Genomic DNA, 15,858 nt, shown 5'->3' with positions numbered 1-15,858 from the left:
AAGATTTACTTTTCGTAGAAGAACAAAGCCAAATAGGCCAAATAAAGAGGGATCCATTCTCAAGAATGTTTCTGAGATAACAAAAAAATGCCAATACAATGAAATGGGCGAGACATTGGGTTCCGGGAAACCATTATATTAGAACAGCTCGTCCATATGTTATAGGGATAAAAATGGGGTCAGAAAATTCTGACCCACTTATTCTTGCCACATTTATTCTTGCACAAGCAAGAAGCTTACTACTGCATTTGTTACTTTCGTGCGAAATGGAAAGTGAATCATATAGCAACAGCAGCTAATATAATAAGCTGTTCCTGAAATTAAATAAATCCCTACTTCCTTACACTATTATAGTAAATGAATTATAGTAAATGAATATCGTTAAATAACCATTTAATTTTAATTATTATTTTCGTCTTCAATTTGTATTTTCCGCATTCCAGAGCGTTTCATTTTTGGGATGGAGATTTCCAATACACCATGTTTGCTTTTTGCTTTAATCTTTTCGGAGTTGACAGATTCTGGAAGGCTAAAACGACGAATAAAAGCCCCTTTAGTGCGCTCGACTCTTAAAAAATCCTCTTTCTTTTCTTCAGTTTCAGTTTCTTTTTCTCCTTTAATTGCTAAAACGTTATTTTCCATTGAAACTTCAATGTCTTTAGGGTCGACGCCGGGGATATCGGCACGGATGATATAATTATCACTCATATCTTTGATATCAATACGAGGGGACCATTCTGTCGAAAAAGCATCCCATAGCTGACTTTCTGTGGACCATCCAAAAGGTTCAAATAAACTATTAATATCTTGTTGCAAATGACTTAAAAGACTTCGTGGATGTTTTTGAATATTTGTCATAATCGATCTCCTTTTCTTTAAGGGTTAACTACTTTAACGGTTATCTATTTAACGGTTAACTATAACCAATTTTAACCAATTTTAACTATAACCAATTAATTTTAACTATAACCAATTATATAATAGTTGTTATATTTAGGTATATAGGGTTTAAAGACTAAATTTCAAGGGGAGTGGGTGGCTCCCTATGTAAGCCTAGCGTCTAAACAGGAGTCTTGATTCAAGATGATGTTCTCGCGCTCTGCTGGGCAGCTGTGATAAGATGCGTTTCCCTTTAGGCGCTCGTAGCTCAGTTGGATAGAGTAACCGGCTTCGAACCGGTTGGTCGGGGGTTCGAATCCCTCCGGGCGCGCCATAAATTAATCAATTAGATTTTCTCATTTTCCATTCTCGTCCGTTTGAATCCGATTTATATCAGACAATGTATTAGCGGCTACTTGGGTATTCGCAATTTAATTTTCCGATGGAAACCTTTTGGCGATGCCATTATTTTTTTACTTCACACGTCATTGATGAAATTTTTTTAATTGAGATTTAAGTTAATAAAAAAATTAATTTTTATTTTTTAGAATAAAATTCTGTCAGAGCGTTAAATTTTCCAATTGGTTAAAAAAATCGTAAACATCTGTCTAAATTAGACTAAATTAAAAAAACAAAACAATTCTTATTTTTTTAACCTAGGGAATAGAATGATCGTATTCGATTTTTAATATTGCATTACACAGCAGAAAATTTCCTAAATCCTTAAAAAAATTTATGAATCCTAAAAGTGGGATAAGCGCACATTATTTGGTACCGGAGGAGCCTGTTGAAGGACAGCGTGAAGTTTTTGGATTAGTTCCAAAAAGGAAAAAAGAGCTTAGTACGCTGTGGCGTCAGTGGGTGGCAGGGTAGAACGAATTTAAATGATATATCGATAGGGGTTAAGATCTTCAATTTAGGTTACACTTCTTTAATTGGGATAGGTGTAATTTTGATTTCTTTCATTAAATCTAACAAAAAATCTAACAAAGTTTCGTGGCGACCTGACCTGCTGTCTCGGCACAAAATAATACTCGTCCTTTTTTTCTGTGAAATCTTGAAGAAAGTTTTGAAAGACTTTAGAAAGTGAAAAGATTTTAGAAAGTGAGCAGCTTTGTAATCAATCAATCAAGAAGAAGGAAGAGTCTTAGTAGTAAAATTAATATGACCCGGTTTTGCAGTAAGGCGTCCGCTATGAATCTTAATTTTAGTAAAGATTTTTATATCTGCTCTTGCTTGATTTAATGACCAAAATATTTCGTCAGGAGTACATTAACGGCCGGGTAACATCGTAGCATAATTGTTCATAACGATGTTTTACCTCATGACAAAATTGTTTAGCAGATGTCTCTAAATTTCCCATTAAAATAATGACCGTATTTTACGGTAGATAAGAAAAAAACTTTTGGCACTCTCAAAAAATAAAGATAAATAATATTCTATGCCCGTTGTCGCTTTTCCTGCACTGACTTTTCCTGCACTGACTTGTTGATAAAGAGGAGCATCTTGTGGGTTGCCTGAAAATTTAGCTCACCAGCTCTGGCGGAAGCGGGTAATCGCTTTGTCGGTTAGCGGGTATTCACGTGTTGGAAATAAGCAAATCGATTCTGTTTTTTCAAGCGAGTGTTGGGTTTCTGGATCAAAATTACGAATACTAACAACTTCATCGTCGAACAATTCAATACGATAAGGTAAAGGACTTCCCATTGGAAAAATATCAATAATAGATCCTCGTTGAGCGTATTCTCCATGTTCCATAACTTCCTGAACAGGATGGTAAAATGAAAATTTTTGCTTTTTGCTTAATGAAAAATACAAAGGTATTTTTTTCTAAATGATCAGAGGGACACAAAGACGTTGCATAAGGGTAGGAAAGGCACAGACTACAGTTCTGTAAGAAAGATGAGGTAACTGGTAAAGAGTTAGCAGCCTTTCAGAAACAATATCTTGATTGGGAGAGAAGTGGTCGTAAGATAAAGTTTCCCATGCAGGAAAATGTAAAATGGGTGTTTCATTTTCAGCTGTAAAAAAGGACAACGCGTGGCGAAAACGATTGTCGGAATGAGAACGTCCGTCCGAAATGATTAACAATAGAGGTCCAGAATTTTTAGCGGTGAGAACGCTAACAGCGAGACTAATACCATCACTTTTCAAATTACTCCAGTGAAGAAAGGTATCTGCAGCGCGAAAGGCCGGTGGTTGTTATAGAGGGACTTATCAACATTAATCGATTAACTGATCAATTTTAGCTGCGCATATAACAGCGTGAGTAGTGAATTTTACAAGGCAGCGATTATAGATAATTTCAAGATCCGGATGGATAGTTTTCTTGGTTGGTAATCCATGCAATTGCATTAACGAAGTTGATTATCTGATAACAATTTTTAAAACAAAATGTTTTGCCGAAATGTTTTGCTGATTTGGGTGGCACTTTCATTTAAGTCCTACACATTTAATTCTTTCTATAGGCTAGTAACTTCTTCTTTGCTTACATTTTTTTCAGAAAGTTTGTAAGCGATCATTTTTCAATAATGCCTCCACCCAAACATTGATTCCCTAAATAAAAAACTACAGATTGGCCGGCTGTTACGGCTCGTTGCGGTTTTTCGAACACTGCTCGACAGCGGTCCGAAGCAAGCGATAAAACAATGCACGATTGATCTACTTGACGGTAGCGCGTTTTAGCCTTGCAGGTCAAGGGTGATAAAGGCGGACTGCCTTGAATCCAATGCACGTTGGAACAAGAAAGCTCTTTGGTATAGAGTAAAGGATGATCATGCCCTTGACCAACGATTAATACATTACGCTTAACGTCTTTATCAATGACGTACCAAGGCTTTTCATTACTATCAGGACGACCGCCGATACGAAGGCCTTTGCGTTGTCCGCGAGTATAGAACATGATGCCGTCATGCTCACCTACAACCTTGCCTTCGGGTGTTTCCATATTTCCCGGTTGCGCTAATAAAAATTCGTTAAGAAATTCCTTAAATTTGCGCTCACCAATAAAACAAATACTTGTGCTATCTTTTTTATCGTGAGTGATTAAACCCGCATCTTTCGCTATTGCTCGAACATTAAATTTTCGATAATTACTTAGTGGAAAAAAGCTATGAGCCAATTGGTATTGATTGAGAAGATATAAAAAATAGCTTTGATCTTTGTTCTCGTCACGGGCTTTTAACAACTTAAAATAGCCGTTTTCCTCTTGCAAGCCGGCATAATGGCCTGTAGCAAGATAATCTGCGCCTAGTCTTTTAGCATGTTCAAGTAGGGATTTAAATTTAATTTCTCGATTACATAATACATCGGGATTAGGTGTGCGACCATTAGCAAATTCATCCAAGCAATACTGAAAAACATTGGTCCAGTATTCCTTACTAAAATTGATCGTGTATAAAGGGATGCTAATATGATCCGCAATGGCCTTGGCATCGCTTAGATCCTGTTCGGCTGTACACATAGGGTCATTCTTGTCGCCTTCCCAGTTTTGCATGAAAAGCCCAAAGATTTTGTATCCCGCTTTTTTTAAGGTGAGCGCGGCCACAGAGGAGTCCACACCTCCTGAAAGGCTTACGGCAATCACTTGATTTTGTTTAAAATTTAACATGATAGTAGTGTAGAAGATGGAGAATGAAAGTCAAGAAAAGTCAAGAAGGGTAAGAGAGCGAAAGATAAGGGAATGTTGCATACAGTAAATTTGCGTCTTGGCTTTGAAAACGGTACATTAAAGCATTTTTTCTGGCGATCTCAAGCGCCTAAACTACGAGGAGCAACTATGAGTCTTTTGAATCTTTTAGGTATTGGTATGGCTTATGGTGCGCCAGTTGCCGCCCAACAACCTCCTCATCCCGGAAGCTTTTGGTCGATGCTGTGGTTACCACTCTTATTAATTCTGGTTTTTTATTTTCTGTTAATCAGACCCCAAGCTAAGCGAGCGAAGGAACAAAGGCAGTTACTGGAAAATATTGCCCTTGGAGATGAAGTTATGACGACTGGAGGCATTGCAGGAAAAGTAACGCGATTAAAAGATAACTTCGTTGTGCTTGAAATAGCCAAAGACACAGAAATCACTGTGCAAAAGGGATCGATTGCTTCGATATTGCCTAAAGGCACCATCGATTCAATTTAAATTTTTTTGCTTAAGGTAAAGCATGAATCGATATCCGCTCTGGCGTTATGTTTTGCTCACCTTTCTCATCCTAGTGGGTGCGATTTATGCGTTCCCTAATTTATATGGTGAAGATCCAGCTATTCAAATTTCGGCAAAAAAGGAGTGCCTATTAGGGCAGAGTTAGAAAAACGGATTGCATCGAATCTGAGTGCTCAGAGTATTCCTTACCAATATTTTCAACACACTGCGCATGCAATCTTAGTCCGCTTTCCCAATACGGAAGCTCAACTCAAAGCACAAGATGTGATCCAAGGGAGTGTGGGTACAGATTACTCAGTCGCATTAAATTTAGCGCCCCGTACTCCGAAATGGCTCCAAGCGATTGGCGCCAAACCCATGCGATTGGGATTGGATTTGCGGGGAGGGATTCACTTTTATTAGAAGTTGATGTCGATGCTATGCTGAAGGCTCAGGAAAGCGGAGATGTTCATAATATCGCTGCTGCTCTTCGCAAAGCACGAGTTCGATATACTAATACGACCCGTAATTTACAGGGAATTATCATCCATTTCCGCGATATGCAAGCGCGTGAGCGAGGCATGGATCTATTACAAAAACAATTCAGGGATTATCAATTTCAAGGCCAAGGGCTAACCATTCGAGGGACCATTTCTAAGGAGGCTTTGCATCAAATCCAACAAAATGCAGTCGACCAGATTACTACCATTCTTCGAACACGAGTAAATGAGCTAGGTGTGGCTGAACCAGTAATTCAACAGCAAGGGGAAAGTCACATTAGTGTCGATCTCCCAGGTATCCAAGATACTGCCCGGGCAAAAGATATTATTGGTAAAGTGGCTACTATCCGTTTGCAATTGGTTGATGTGGGGCACGATGCTCAAACGGCTGCTAAAACAGGGGCCGTGCCTTTCGGTTCAAAATTATATACCTATGAAAATGAACCTATCTTATTGAAGCAGCAGGTAGTTTTAAAGGGAACTTCAATTATTAATGCCTCAAGTATTATTGGAGAAACCGGCCGCCCCGCGGTACAAATTCGGGTAAGTGGTAGTGAAGTGTCTTCTTTCAATCGAATTACTGAGGAAAATGTGGGTAAACCATTAGCGGTGGTATATGTGGAAACCCAAACCACTCGTCATTTGAAAAACGGCAAAGTAGTTATGTGGCACCGTCAACTGGAACGGGTAATTAACATCGCGACCATCCAGACGGCTTTAGGAAATGATTTTCAAATCACTAATCTTTCTACTATGGAATACGCTAAGAATTTATCGTTATTGCTACGTTCTGGTGCTTATCCGGTTCCGGTGGATTTTGTTCAGGAGCAGGTAGTGGGTCCTAGCCTTGGCCAAGAAAATATCCATATTGGTGTGCTTTCTACTGAGATTGGTTCCTTGTTAGTGATTTTATTTATGGCATTTTATTATTGCTTATTTGGAATTATTGCGGATATCGCATTGATATTAAATATTATTTTTATTGTTGCCGTACTGTCAATTTTGGGCGCAATACTAACATTGCCCGGTATTGCCGGAATTGTTTTAACCGTGGGTATGTCCGTAGATGCCAATATATTAATTAACGAGAGAATCCGTGAAGAGCTTCGAAACGGGATGTCATTTCATGCAAGCATTAAAGCGGGATATGATCGTGCTTTTGCTACCATCGTTGACGCTAATGTGACGACATTGATTGCAATGATCGTTTTATTTGCTTTAGGCTCTGGGCCTGTCCAAGGATTTGCGGTGTCCACTACAATTGGACTTCTTTCCTCTATGTTAACGGCGATTTTCTTTACTCGTGCCGTCGTCAATTTGATTTATGGACGGCGAGGCGTTTTCCGATTATCTATTGGAATTAAACCTAAACTTGTTGAAGGTAAATAGTAATGGAATTTTTTAAAGCTAATACCAAAATTCCATTCATGCGCCAACGTAAATGGGCCAGTATTTTTTCAGCCATTATTTTTCTTGCTTCTATAATCTCTCTTTCTATTTATGGATTAAATTTAGGATTGGATTTTACGGGAGGAACTCAGGTTGAGGTGAGTTTTGCGCAACCGGTTGATACGTCTGCGATTCGAAAAAATTTAGCGGATCAAGGTTTTCCTCAAGCAGTGGTCCGGGTTTATAATATTCGTCATATTTCGGTTCGTGTAACACCGCACAAAGAGTTAACCCAAGAGCAGCTCAAAAAAATTAATGGCAACGATGCCCGGTGGCACTATTGGATCGTTGGATTATATCGGTCCGCAGGTAGGGCAGCAATTAATGATGAATGGAATTTTAGCTGTCATTGTAGCTTTAATTGCTACTATGATTTACATATCTTTACGTTTCGAATTTCGCTTTGCTTTAAGCGCTGCTATTGCTTTGATTCATGATCCCGTATTAATTTTGGGAATTTTTTCTTTTTTCCATTTAGAATTTAATTTAATTGTATTGGCAGCAGTCTTAACGGTCATAGGTTATTCCCTTAATGATACTATTGTAGTTTATGATCGAATTCGCCACAATTTCCGCAAAGTGCGTCGTGGCACTCCAACGGAAATTGTAGATTTATCTATTAATCAAACCTTATCCCGAACCATTATGACTTCAAGTTTAACATTAATTGTTGTGGTGGCTTTATTTATTTTTGGTAGCACCACCTTGCGACCTTTTGCTTTGGCTTTAATCATCGGAATTATCATCGGGACTTACTCTTCCATCTACATAGCCGGTTCTTTGGTCGTTAAGTTCGGTCTTAACGGCCAACATCTCGTTCGCTCCCCTAAAAAAATTGAAGATAATTTACCTTAGTTGTTAGTTTTTCATTCTCACCTGCTCTTAAAATCATCTTCCCACGGCTAGTCCTCGTGTCAAGAAAACTCTTATAAAACAATTGATTTTTAATACACAATCAGTTTTTAGTACAAGCTGTGGGACGACAAAAGCACATTTTTTATGACAACAAAACTTCCTGCGTGCTTCTTGGAACTTGGAAAAATTTAGTACTTTTGGCTATATCTTTAATCGAGAATAAAAAATTAGTGAAGGCCATGGGAAAGGCAATAATCACATTCTTCATATCACTTTTGGGTTTATCAACTGGTTTTGCGAACGATACTCCTAATGCGACTTATTCCTCAGGATTATGTGACAGACTGGTTTTAAGTGCGTTAAGGTTTAAAAAGGGTAAACCTAGCAAAAATTTGTTTCCGAATGAAAATCAATGCGATCTAGTCCAAAGGTTGAACCGCACGGATATTTTTTTATATCCGGGTAAAACAGATAGTACCGAAGGATTTAAAATACGAACCTTTTAAAAACTCCGATGTTAAAAAACCCCGATGAAAAATTAATCATTTGTAAATCAAGATCAATTGGCCTAGGGAGCTTAAGATTAGCAAAGTCAATTAGTTTTAAATGGAATCCCTGTTTCTTCAGGAAAAACTTTTATCACGACGTTATAATCGTTCCTGTAAAACCATTACGAGTATATTTTATCTTTTTTATAAAAAGGAGAAGGATGAAAATCCAATGTATTCCTGGTAGAGACGAGTGGGGATCAATCATGTCCCATTATATATTCTTTTATAAAGGATTTGTTCTTCATAGCTCTAATGAAGTTAGAGGGTACAGAAGACAGTAATAAATGAAAATTTTGTTGATATTGCAACAAAAGACGGTCATTTAGGAAAAAAGTTGTGATTAAAACTAACTATTGGGGAATAAGTTAAATGAGCACGATCGATCCATCGAAAATTAATAATAACCCTAATCTTAAGTGGACTGATGATCAGCCCAGGTAAAAATACTTTGCTATCCCTATGATGGTTTATTATCCTGTAAGATATAAATTTGATTATTATAATTTAGTACTGCCAACCTGCTGGTCAATATCAGCCATAAACGGTACCAGTATTGCTACTCAAGTGGTCTGTTCTATCGACCGATCAGAAGAGATTGAAATACATTTGTACCAATGAGGAAAGTGATTTCTTGAAACTCAAAGTAATTGACTAAACTCAAAGTAATTGATTGTAGAGAAGTATTGGATATATGTGAATTTCCAGGAACTCGATTTAACGAAACTGGGACTTACTTTATCGGATATGGAAGTAAAGCGACTTGAAGAATTTTTAACGTCTTATGATACACAGTAAGTTAAATTTAACCAGCGACTTTTTTGATCAAGATGCACTTGAAGTCGCTCAAGATTTACTGGGCAAAGTCATTCGAGTGCGCTACCAAACTTTTTGGCTATGTGCCAAAATTATTGAAACAGAAGCATACTATATTCATGAGAAAGCAAGTCATGCCTCGCTAGGTTTTACTGAAAAGCGCAAAGCTTTATTTATGCCTGCAGGAACTATCTATATGTATTATGCCCGAGGAGGTGATTCTTTAAATATTAGTTGCCGCGGCGAAGGGAATGCTGTTTTGATTAAATCCGCTGTGCCTTATGAGGGTGTTGAAAATTTTGAGGCGATGGTGACTATTATGCAGCAATTAAACCCTTTTAAAAATAAACCTGAATACCGAAAACCCGAACAACTTTGTTCCGGCCAGACTTTATTATGTAAATCCCTTAATTTGCGCGTGAAAGATTGGGATCAAAAAAAATTTTCCCCGCAACGATTTATTATTAGCCATCAAGGTTATCGTCCTATCAAAATTATAAAGACTCGGCGATTAGGAATTCCTAAAGGACGAGATGAACACTTACTGTATCGATTTGTGGATCATGATTATTCTCATTGTTGTACTAACAATCCACTTAGTAAAAGAAAGTGGCAAGTCGGAAAAGATTATTTCATAATAATATAATTTCATAATAATAGATCGCGCCCTTAATGGGCCAGGAGTATTAAATGTTCCGACGACTGGATCTCCTAGAAGACCCTCTAGAGCAATTTAAGTTATGGTATGACGAGGCTATTCGAAAGAAAGTCCATGACCCATCAGCGATGACTTTCGCCACTGCTAACTCGAAGGCAAGACCCACTGCGCGTACGGTATTATACAAAGGAATTACTAAAGCTGGTTTTCTTATTTTTACTAATTATCATAGTCGAAAGTCTATCGATTTATTCGAAAACCCTTATGCGGCCTGGGTATTCTATTGGCCAGAAATTTATAAGCAAGTACGTGGGGAAGGGCATGTTGAAAAACTGACGTGTGAAGAATCAGAGACTTATTTTGAAACGCGTCCCTATGAAAACCAAATTAGCGCATGGGTCTCAGAGCAAAGCCAAGAAATTCCTAACCGAGAGTATTTACTTAATCGATATAAAAAATATCGGGAAAAATTTCCTGAGGAAGTACCGTGTCCCGAGTTTTGGGGCGGTTTTCGGTTAGTTCCGACTCGGATGGAATTTTGGACCGGCCAGGAACATCGTCTTCATGATCGATTTTGTTATTTAAAAGAAGATCATAAATGGAGAATCATTCGATTAGCTCCCTAAGGAGTTGAATGTGGTGGCTGTCATTTCCTTATAGGAAATCGGCTCCCACCGAAATTAATCCAACTCATATTAATCCAATTCATTATGCAAATGTAGCTTTGTCAAGTCGCATTTATTGGTGATTACTCCTATAATCACCATAATGCTTTTTTCTTGGAGATAAAGCCAATACTGCTACAACACCTCTAAGCCACGCATGCCATCAATTTAATTTGCCATCAATTTAATTGTTTGCAACAATCGGCCAACAATTAGAGTTAAAATTTCAGTGAATACTGCGAGATATTCGTAATTCTTTCTTGATAATTTTAATATTTTATAATCAACAGCAGCTTTTACTATCAAACTATCAGCTTCAACTATCAGCTTCAACGGACAAAACACCGAGCTCCCCTACAGTTTCTATGGGATTTACCGTGTCTACTGATAACCAATAACAGCATGCAGCAAGCTGCGACTAGCAAGTTGAGTCAATGACACATTAATATTTTCCACCATTTTAAAAGAAAATGTACTAAGTACCGCATCGGCAATTTTTAACCGTGATTCACGTTATTAGTATTCAAGGACTTACAGTGCTTCACGAACATTTGGCAGCACAAAATGACGATTGCGAACGCTAAACCCCTTATGATCGATTTTCAGACTTTCCATTGAATTCATATTGTAATATAATAGATTATTAATAATAGATTATTATAGATTATTAGATAGTTACCATTTATCTACCATTTATAATAGATTATATAATTTATAATAGATTATATAATAGATTACTGTAGAAGTTATGGCTGCAAATAGTCCACTATTACCCTTGTTTGATTCACTAGAGTATATCAAAAAGCAAACACTTTCCTCATCTCTTTATCCCGAATATAACCAAAACGATATAGAAAAAGCCTTGAATTTTTTGAAATGTTACACAGGTAGCCAAGGAACTTTTAATTCTTATAGACGCGAAATTGAGCGCCTGCTGCATTGGTGTACGCTAGCTGTTAAAAAAAGCTTAAGTGAAATAAAACGGGAGGATATAGAAACCTTTGTGGTCTTTTGTCAAAATCCTCCTAAAAATTGGATTGGGATCAGCAAACTTCCTCGCTTTATTATCAAAGAAAGTAAACGTATTCCTAATGCAAAATGGAGGCCTTTTGTAGTTACTCTTTCTAAAGTGCAGCATCGAAAAGGTCAGCAGCCCGAAATAAAAAATTTCGAACTCTCTCAAGGAGCTTTAAGAGAACTCTTTGCAATTTTAAGCAGTTTTTTTAATTATCTTTTACAAGAAGAATATATAAAAGCTAACCCTATCGCGCTGATCCGCCAAAAAAGCAAGTTCATCCGAAAAATGCAAGGCCAACCTAAAATAAGACGACTTTCAGAACTACAATGGTATTATGTCATAAACACTGCTGCAATCTTAGCCGACAAGAATCCAGAAATCCATGAACGGACTCTTTTTATCTCGTCAATCCTTTATTCTATGTATTTACGGATATCCGAATTGACAGCAAGCCCCCGTTGGATACCTAAAATGAATGATTTTTTTCGTGATAGCGATGGTGATTGGTGGTTTATGACCGTGGGTAAAGGTAATAAACAGCGGCAAATTGCTGTAAGTGAAGCCATGTTAGAAGCCCTCAAACGATGGCGCAAACATCTTAATTTATCGCCGTTGCCTTCTCCCGCTGATAATTCACCTCTGCTGCCACGAATAAAGGGCAAAGGGCCTATTCAGAGTACTAACTCTATTCGAAAAATTGTCCAATACTGCTTTGATCAGGCTGTTTATCAGTTAAAAGAAAACAGCTTTGAAGAAGAGGCTGAAGCGCTCCTTGAGGCCACTGTTCATTGGCTTAGACACACAGGCATCTCCGAAGATGTAAAAATTCGTCCGCGTGAACATGTGCGTGATGACGCGGGTCACAGTTCGGGCGCTATTACGGATAAATATGTCGACATTGAATTACGTGAGCGCCATCAATCTGCTAAAAAGAAGTTAATTTATTAACGAATCGGCGAAGCGATTATCACGACCATATACATGTGTGGTAATGCTGAAGCTTTAAAAGCTATAATCATAAATAGCCGGCTTGATAAATAACATTTACGAGATGGGAAGGTAAATAATGCGCTATTGCTTGCTTTGCTGAGAGGAAGTTCCCCTAGAAGTGAGCAAGTAAGGAAGATAGATGAGCTCTGTTCAAATTAGAAGTCCTAGAGAACTTCCGAAGTTGCCGTGAATCCCCGAAATATTTCACCACCAACTCCTCTTTGAGGATCTTTGTGAAGTAGGAAAATGCTTCTTTTGAGTAGGTCGCTTATTTATTAATTTATGGAAAATTATCCAATGAAAAAAAATTAAACCATTATCAATATATGCTCATAAAATTACGCTCTCTTCCGAAAGACTTAAAGTTAGTATTGGAGCAAATTCCAAAACATACTCACCTAATGGATGTTTTGCGCAGTGGTTATAGTTTCTTAGGCTGCCTAGAAACTGAAACAGGCTCTCATACTGCAAGTGGATATTGCCAATCACCCAATTGCAATTTTCCCAGCAATACTTTTTATTGGTATCATTTTTATAAAAATAACAAGCGAACTGATTTTTACTCCGCTGTTTGTGGCGCCATTGGCGCTTTACGAGGTCCGCTCCATGGTGGTACGAATGAAGAAGGATTATAAATTAATTCATCGTTTTAAAGATCCCGATGAGGCGGAGACTAAACTCAGAGAAATGTTAGAACGTAAAGAATTAATTATGGAGTTTGGCCATCGCGTTTATAAAACCTCTGATCCTCGCTCTGCCATCATAAAGGATTGGTCAAAAAAGCTAAGCATTCAAAATAATGATACGCATTTATTTCCTAAATAGATTGTTTAATGATTTTGAAAAACCTCAAGCTGACAATATTCAAGCAATTTGCAACGAATTTCTAGATTTATTAATTAAATAAGGAAGGATCGAGAAAAATTGCAAAATTTGGCTGTAAAAGAAATTCATCAAAAAATAATAACCAATCTAATATAGTTAAATATATAGTTAAATAAAAATACGTATACAAGAAGAACTTATCTCTCTAATGCACTTCACCCAAGAAAACGTTACCTCTTCATCTTCCGAAATTAGGAATTTTAAATGGAGTTGATATTGTCAACGACCTCTGGAAGAAAAACATCTGGCTATAAAATTATTTTCGTGGCTTCCAAGTAAATTGGTTGGCCTCAGAGCAACAAAGTGGTCACCGTACAATAAGAAGCTCAGGAGCTTATTGATTTTTTTGAATCGGCACTAAAAGAAAAAACGAAATAAATATCACCCTAGCTATCTAGAACAGTGGTAGTCCGCAATTAAAACTATTATTTATAGTTTAATTTGCTCTTGTAGTCGGATTTCCACCATTTTTTCTCTCTCGTTTTCCCAATAAATTACCTTATCGATGATCTGAAACTAAATTCGGCAAAGCTCAAAAATTTTAAGTTCGTATTAGCCAGGTGTCAATTAGCTCAAATAAAGGAATTGGTCTTCAAGTAATTTCGGTTTCTTCGCCGCAAAATTTATCGATACGCTGGATCTAAATACCATTAAGGACGCTTAGAGTCATGAAATGAAGCAATTCTGTCTCTTCTCCAAAAACGATTGTGGCAATTAAATGATTCAGCAGCTCGTAGTTCTTCGAAACAAAGCAGATTAAGTCCTATCTTGTTTTTTTGCGTCTTACCCCATGATGAAAGAAATTACACCGAGCAGTTCAAATTTAATAATAAAGTTAGGCTAATAAGAAAATTATTTAGATTCTTCCATCCATTTAGTTAGCGCATCTACGATTTTTTGTGCCTGCTCATTGCTAGAAATAGTAAACTTAGAGCGCTGTTTAAATTCACCAGCATGTTTTTGATAGCGACGAATGGTATAACTCACCGGATTATAGGCTTGTTTCGATCGGTTCCAGGTTTGGATCTTATAAAGAATAGTGCACCAGACACCTTTTGTTAAGATGATTTTATCAAGCTGTCTAAGCGTGACAATGCCGTCTTCAACATATTCGACTGTTAAATCATCAATTATTTCCGACACGATTCTTCCTCCTACTTTAAATAAGTGATATACGTTTGCTTTGGAAGGTTGTCAAGTATTGTGACTCTCTCAGTGATCATTATTGAAAAAAGTATAGAGGCGCGTATAGTGACTCTCTTCGTTAGTAGGATGGCTTTCAAGAAAAATTGTTCACTTGACGCCTAAATCCTCTATTAAAACTCAAAAAAAACAGTGCCGATATTATATTATATATGGCATTTGATGAATGTACCCCCGAAAATGGCGGCCGAGAAGCCGCCTTAGCTGCTTTGGAATAAACACATCGCTGTGGGATTACCAAATCCAAAGAAGTTCATGACCGAGAGCACCGATTCTACTCTTCCTACAGCCCCAATCGGCAAGCCCTCTTTGATATCATTCAAGGCGGCAGCTTCCGAGATTTGTTTGAGAGAAAAAAGTACTCAACAGATTTTGGATGGGATTGTTATCGGTAGTGAGAGGTCATTGGCTTTGTGACATGGTTAAAACAATGGAAGTTATTAAAAACTGGATAAATCCACTTTTAGCAGAAAGCAAATAGCAGAAAGCAAAATTTGCTATAATACTACATGGGTGGTGGACAGGAGCGGGGTGGTAAGCCTCCACCAGAAACGCACCGTAAGGCTGCGATTGTTATACGTGTCAAAATTTTTCCCGATCTTATCTGCTACCTTTTCAAACAAAAATCAAAACCCTATGCTCAGTTGGCTTGTATTCACAATATTTATGCTATGCAAGAAACTTGCCATTTTTTACGTCGGTTGATTTGAGGTAGAATTTCTTTATGAAATGGTTCTTAATCTTATTATTCATTACTTTGAGTCCTATCCTTACCGCCGAGGCAAAAGTTTATCAAATTGAAATGATTGTTTTTTTACAACCGACTTCCCAAAATAACGGAATGGAAGAATGGTCGACTTCCTCCCCTTCTGATCTTAACTTTCTTCGTGCGAAACAAATTAGGACGCTTCCTGTCTCGCAATTCCTTTTAAAAAATGAGCAAACTAAATTGAATGAAAATCTGAGGTATCACACCTTATTGCATTTAGCATGGCAACAATCGATAACTCATTTACCTACTCGTCCTATGCGTATTGAAGGCAATGGGATTCAAGGTTTATTTCGCGTTAATGTTCAACGTTATTTTAATATTTCTTTAGCTTTGCTTTTTAACCAACCAAATGGATCGAATTGGTATGCAATCCAGGAACGACGTATGCGAAGCAATCAGTTGAATTACCTGGACTTTGTCTATTACGGGATACTAATTAAAATTAGTTCTCTTACTTGAAAAGTTAGTCAAGGTTATTTTTTTTCACC

14 protein-coding genes, 1 tRNA gene and 4 pseudogenes are annotated in these 15,858 nt (G+C 37.4%); 14 read left to right on the top strand and 5 right to left on the bottom strand.

From position 1 onward, the window contains the following. Positions 1–399 precede the first annotated feature (399 nt). Complete coding sequence (locus MRH55_RS04965; protein ID WP_304985153.1) at positions 400–858, bottom strand: Hsp20/alpha crystallin family protein; 459 nt, start codon at positions 856–858, stop codon at positions 400–402. A 278-nt stretch (positions 859–1,136) separates the two neighbouring features. Here MRH55_RS04965 and MRH55_RS04960 point away from each other — a divergent pair. After that, positions 1,137–1,213: transfer RNA gene (locus MRH55_RS04960), tRNA-Arg, on the top strand. Between the two features lie 401 nt (positions 1,214–1,614). Next, a complete protein-coding gene (locus MRH55_RS04955) occupies positions 1,615–1,752 on the top strand; it encodes a hypothetical protein (protein ID WP_304985152.1) in 138 nt (45 codons plus the stop codon). 657 nt (positions 1,753–2,409) lie between these two features. Here MRH55_RS04955 and MRH55_RS04950 read toward each other — a convergent pair. The 3 genes from MRH55_RS04950 to mnmA all read right to left on the bottom strand — a co-directional run bounded on the left by MRH55_RS04950 (position 2,410) and on the right by mnmA (position 4,489). Next, positions 2,410–2,697 carry a hypothetical protein gene (locus MRH55_RS04950; protein WP_304985151.1) on the bottom strand — a complete coding sequence of 96 codons (288 nt, stop codon included), beginning with the start codon at positions 2,695–2,697 and terminating at the stop codon, positions 2,410–2,412. A gap of 12 nt (positions 2,698–2,709) precedes the next feature. Further along, positions 2,710–3,033 (bottom strand): hypothetical protein, encoded by a 324-nt coding sequence (locus tag MRH55_RS04945; protein WP_304985150.1) that lies wholly within the window; start codon positions 3,031–3,033, stop codon positions 2,710–2,712. 364 nt (positions 3,034–3,397) lie between these two features. Continuing rightward, positions 3,398–4,489 carry a tRNA 2-thiouridine(34) synthase MnmA gene (mnmA, locus tag MRH55_RS04940; protein WP_304985149.1) on the bottom strand — a complete coding sequence of 364 codons (1,092 nt, stop codon included), beginning with the start codon at positions 4,487–4,489 and terminating at the stop codon, positions 3,398–3,400. Positions 4,490–4,657: 168 nt separating this feature from the next. Between mnmA and yajC the strand changes: the two genes are divergently transcribed. The 9 genes and pseudogenes from yajC (at position 4,658) to MRH55_RS04890 (ending at position 13,335) form a co-directional block, all read left to right on the top strand. After that, a complete protein-coding gene (yajC, locus tag MRH55_RS04935) occupies positions 4,658–5,011 on the top strand; it encodes a preprotein translocase subunit YajC (RefSeq protein WP_304986140.1) in 354 nt (117 codons plus the stop codon). Positions 5,012–5,033: 22 nt separating this feature from the next. Next, positions 5,034–6,900 (top strand): annotated as a pseudogene (gene secD / locus MRH55_RS04925) (protein translocase subunit SecD). A gap of 2 nt (positions 6,901–6,902) precedes the next feature. Beyond that, a pseudogene (gene secF / locus MRH55_RS04920) lies at positions 6,903–7,815 on the top strand (protein translocase subunit SecF). Positions 7,816–7,934: 119 nt separating this feature from the next. Beyond that, positions 7,935–8,321, top strand: a complete 387-nt coding sequence (locus tag MRH55_RS04915; RefSeq protein WP_304985146.1) for a hypothetical protein — start codon at positions 7,935–7,937, stop codon at positions 8,319–8,321. An 826-nt stretch (positions 8,322–9,147) separates the two neighbouring features. Then, the gene (locus MRH55_RS04910) at positions 9,148–9,825 is read left to right on the top strand and encodes a DNA-3-methyladenine glycosylase (RefSeq protein ID WP_304985145.1); all 678 of its coding nucleotides are present in this window, start codon (positions 9,148–9,150) and stop codon (positions 9,823–9,825) included. Positions 9,826–9,869: 44 nt separating this feature from the next. Beyond that, complete coding sequence (gene pdxH, locus MRH55_RS04905) at positions 9,870–10,463, top strand: pyridoxamine 5'-phosphate oxidase (RefSeq protein ID WP_304985144.1); 594 nt, start codon at positions 9,870–9,872, stop codon at positions 10,461–10,463. A gap of 787 nt (positions 10,464–11,250) precedes the next feature. After that, entirely contained in the window at positions 11,251–12,468 is a 1,218-nt protein-coding gene (locus MRH55_RS04900; protein ID WP_304985143.1) for a tyrosine-type recombinase/integrase, read from the top strand. Positions 12,469–12,788: 320 nt separating this feature from the next. Next, positions 12,789–13,145, top strand: coding sequence for a citrate/2-methylcitrate synthase (locus MRH55_RS04895; protein WP_304986139.1), 357 nt, complete (start codon positions 12,789–12,791; stop codon positions 13,143–13,145). After that, positions 13,117–13,335, top strand: a complete 219-nt coding sequence (locus MRH55_RS04890) for a citrate/2-methylcitrate synthase (protein WP_304985142.1) — start codon at positions 13,117–13,119, stop codon at positions 13,333–13,335. Before MRH55_RS04895 ends, MRH55_RS04890 begins: the two co-directional genes overlap by 29 nt. A gap of 912 nt (positions 13,336–14,247) precedes the next feature. Here the strand turns inward: MRH55_RS04890 and MRH55_RS04885 are convergent. Next, entirely contained in the window at positions 14,248–14,538 is a 291-nt protein-coding gene (locus tag MRH55_RS04885; protein WP_304985141.1) for a hypothetical protein, read from the bottom strand. A gap of 142 nt (positions 14,539–14,680) precedes the next feature. Between MRH55_RS04885 and MRH55_RS08045 the strand changes: the two are divergent. The 3 genes and pseudogenes from MRH55_RS08045 to MRH55_RS04875 form a co-directional block, all read left to right on the top strand. Then, positions 14,681–14,813: pseudogene (locus MRH55_RS08045) on the top strand (tRNA guanosine(34) transglycosylase Tgt); the annotation flags it as partial. 347 nt (positions 14,814–15,160) lie between these two features. Beyond that, positions 15,161–15,308 (top strand): annotated as a pseudogene (locus tag MRH55_RS04880) (tRNA guanosine(34) transglycosylase Tgt); the annotation flags it as partial. Between the two features lie 14 nt (positions 15,309–15,322). Then, the gene (locus tag MRH55_RS04875; protein WP_304985140.1) at positions 15,323–15,829 is read left to right on the top strand and encodes a CsiV family protein; all 507 of its coding nucleotides are present in this window, start codon (positions 15,323–15,325) and stop codon (positions 15,827–15,829) included. Positions 15,830–15,858: the final 29 nt, after the last annotated feature.

The organism is Coxiella-like endosymbiont, assembly GCF_030643785.1.
GTDB lineage: Bacteria > Pseudomonadota > Gammaproteobacteria > Coxiellales > Coxiellaceae > Coxiella.
Note: the sequence above shows the minus strand (reverse complement) of the source record. Positions and strands in the feature narration are given on the sequence as shown.

Excerpts from the sequence above, each read along its gene's own strand:
- MRH55_RS04965 (WP_304985153.1), bottom strand. The coding sequence starts at position 858 with ATGACAAATATTCAAAAACATCCACGAAGTCTTTTAAGTCATTTGCAA.
- MRH55_RS04955 (WP_304985152.1), top strand. The coding sequence starts at position 1,615 with ATGAATCCTAAAAGTGGGATAAGCGCACATTATTTGGTACCGGAGGAG.
- mnmA (WP_304985149.1), bottom strand. The coding sequence starts at position 4,489 with ATGTTAAATTTTAAACAAAATCAAGTGATTGCCGTAAGCCTTTCAGGA.
- yajC (WP_304986140.1), top strand. The coding sequence starts at position 4,658 with ATGAGTCTTTTGAATCTTTTAGGTATTGGTATGGCTTATGGTGCGCCA.
- MRH55_RS04910 (WP_304985145.1), top strand. The coding sequence starts at position 9,148 with ATGATACACAGTAAGTTAAATTTAACCAGCGACTTTTTTGATCAAGAT.
- pdxH (WP_304985144.1), top strand. The coding sequence starts at position 9,870 with ATGTTCCGACGACTGGATCTCCTAGAAGACCCTCTAGAGCAATTTAAG.
- MRH55_RS04900 (WP_304985143.1), top strand. The coding sequence starts at position 11,251 with ATGGCTGCAAATAGTCCACTATTACCCTTGTTTGATTCACTAGAGTAT.
- MRH55_RS04890 (WP_304985142.1), top strand. The coding sequence starts at position 13,117 with ATGGTGGTACGAATGAAGAAGGATTATAAATTAATTCATCGTTTTAAA.
- MRH55_RS04875 (WP_304985140.1), top strand. The coding sequence starts at position 15,323 with ATGAAATGGTTCTTAATCTTATTATTCATTACTTTGAGTCCTATCCTT.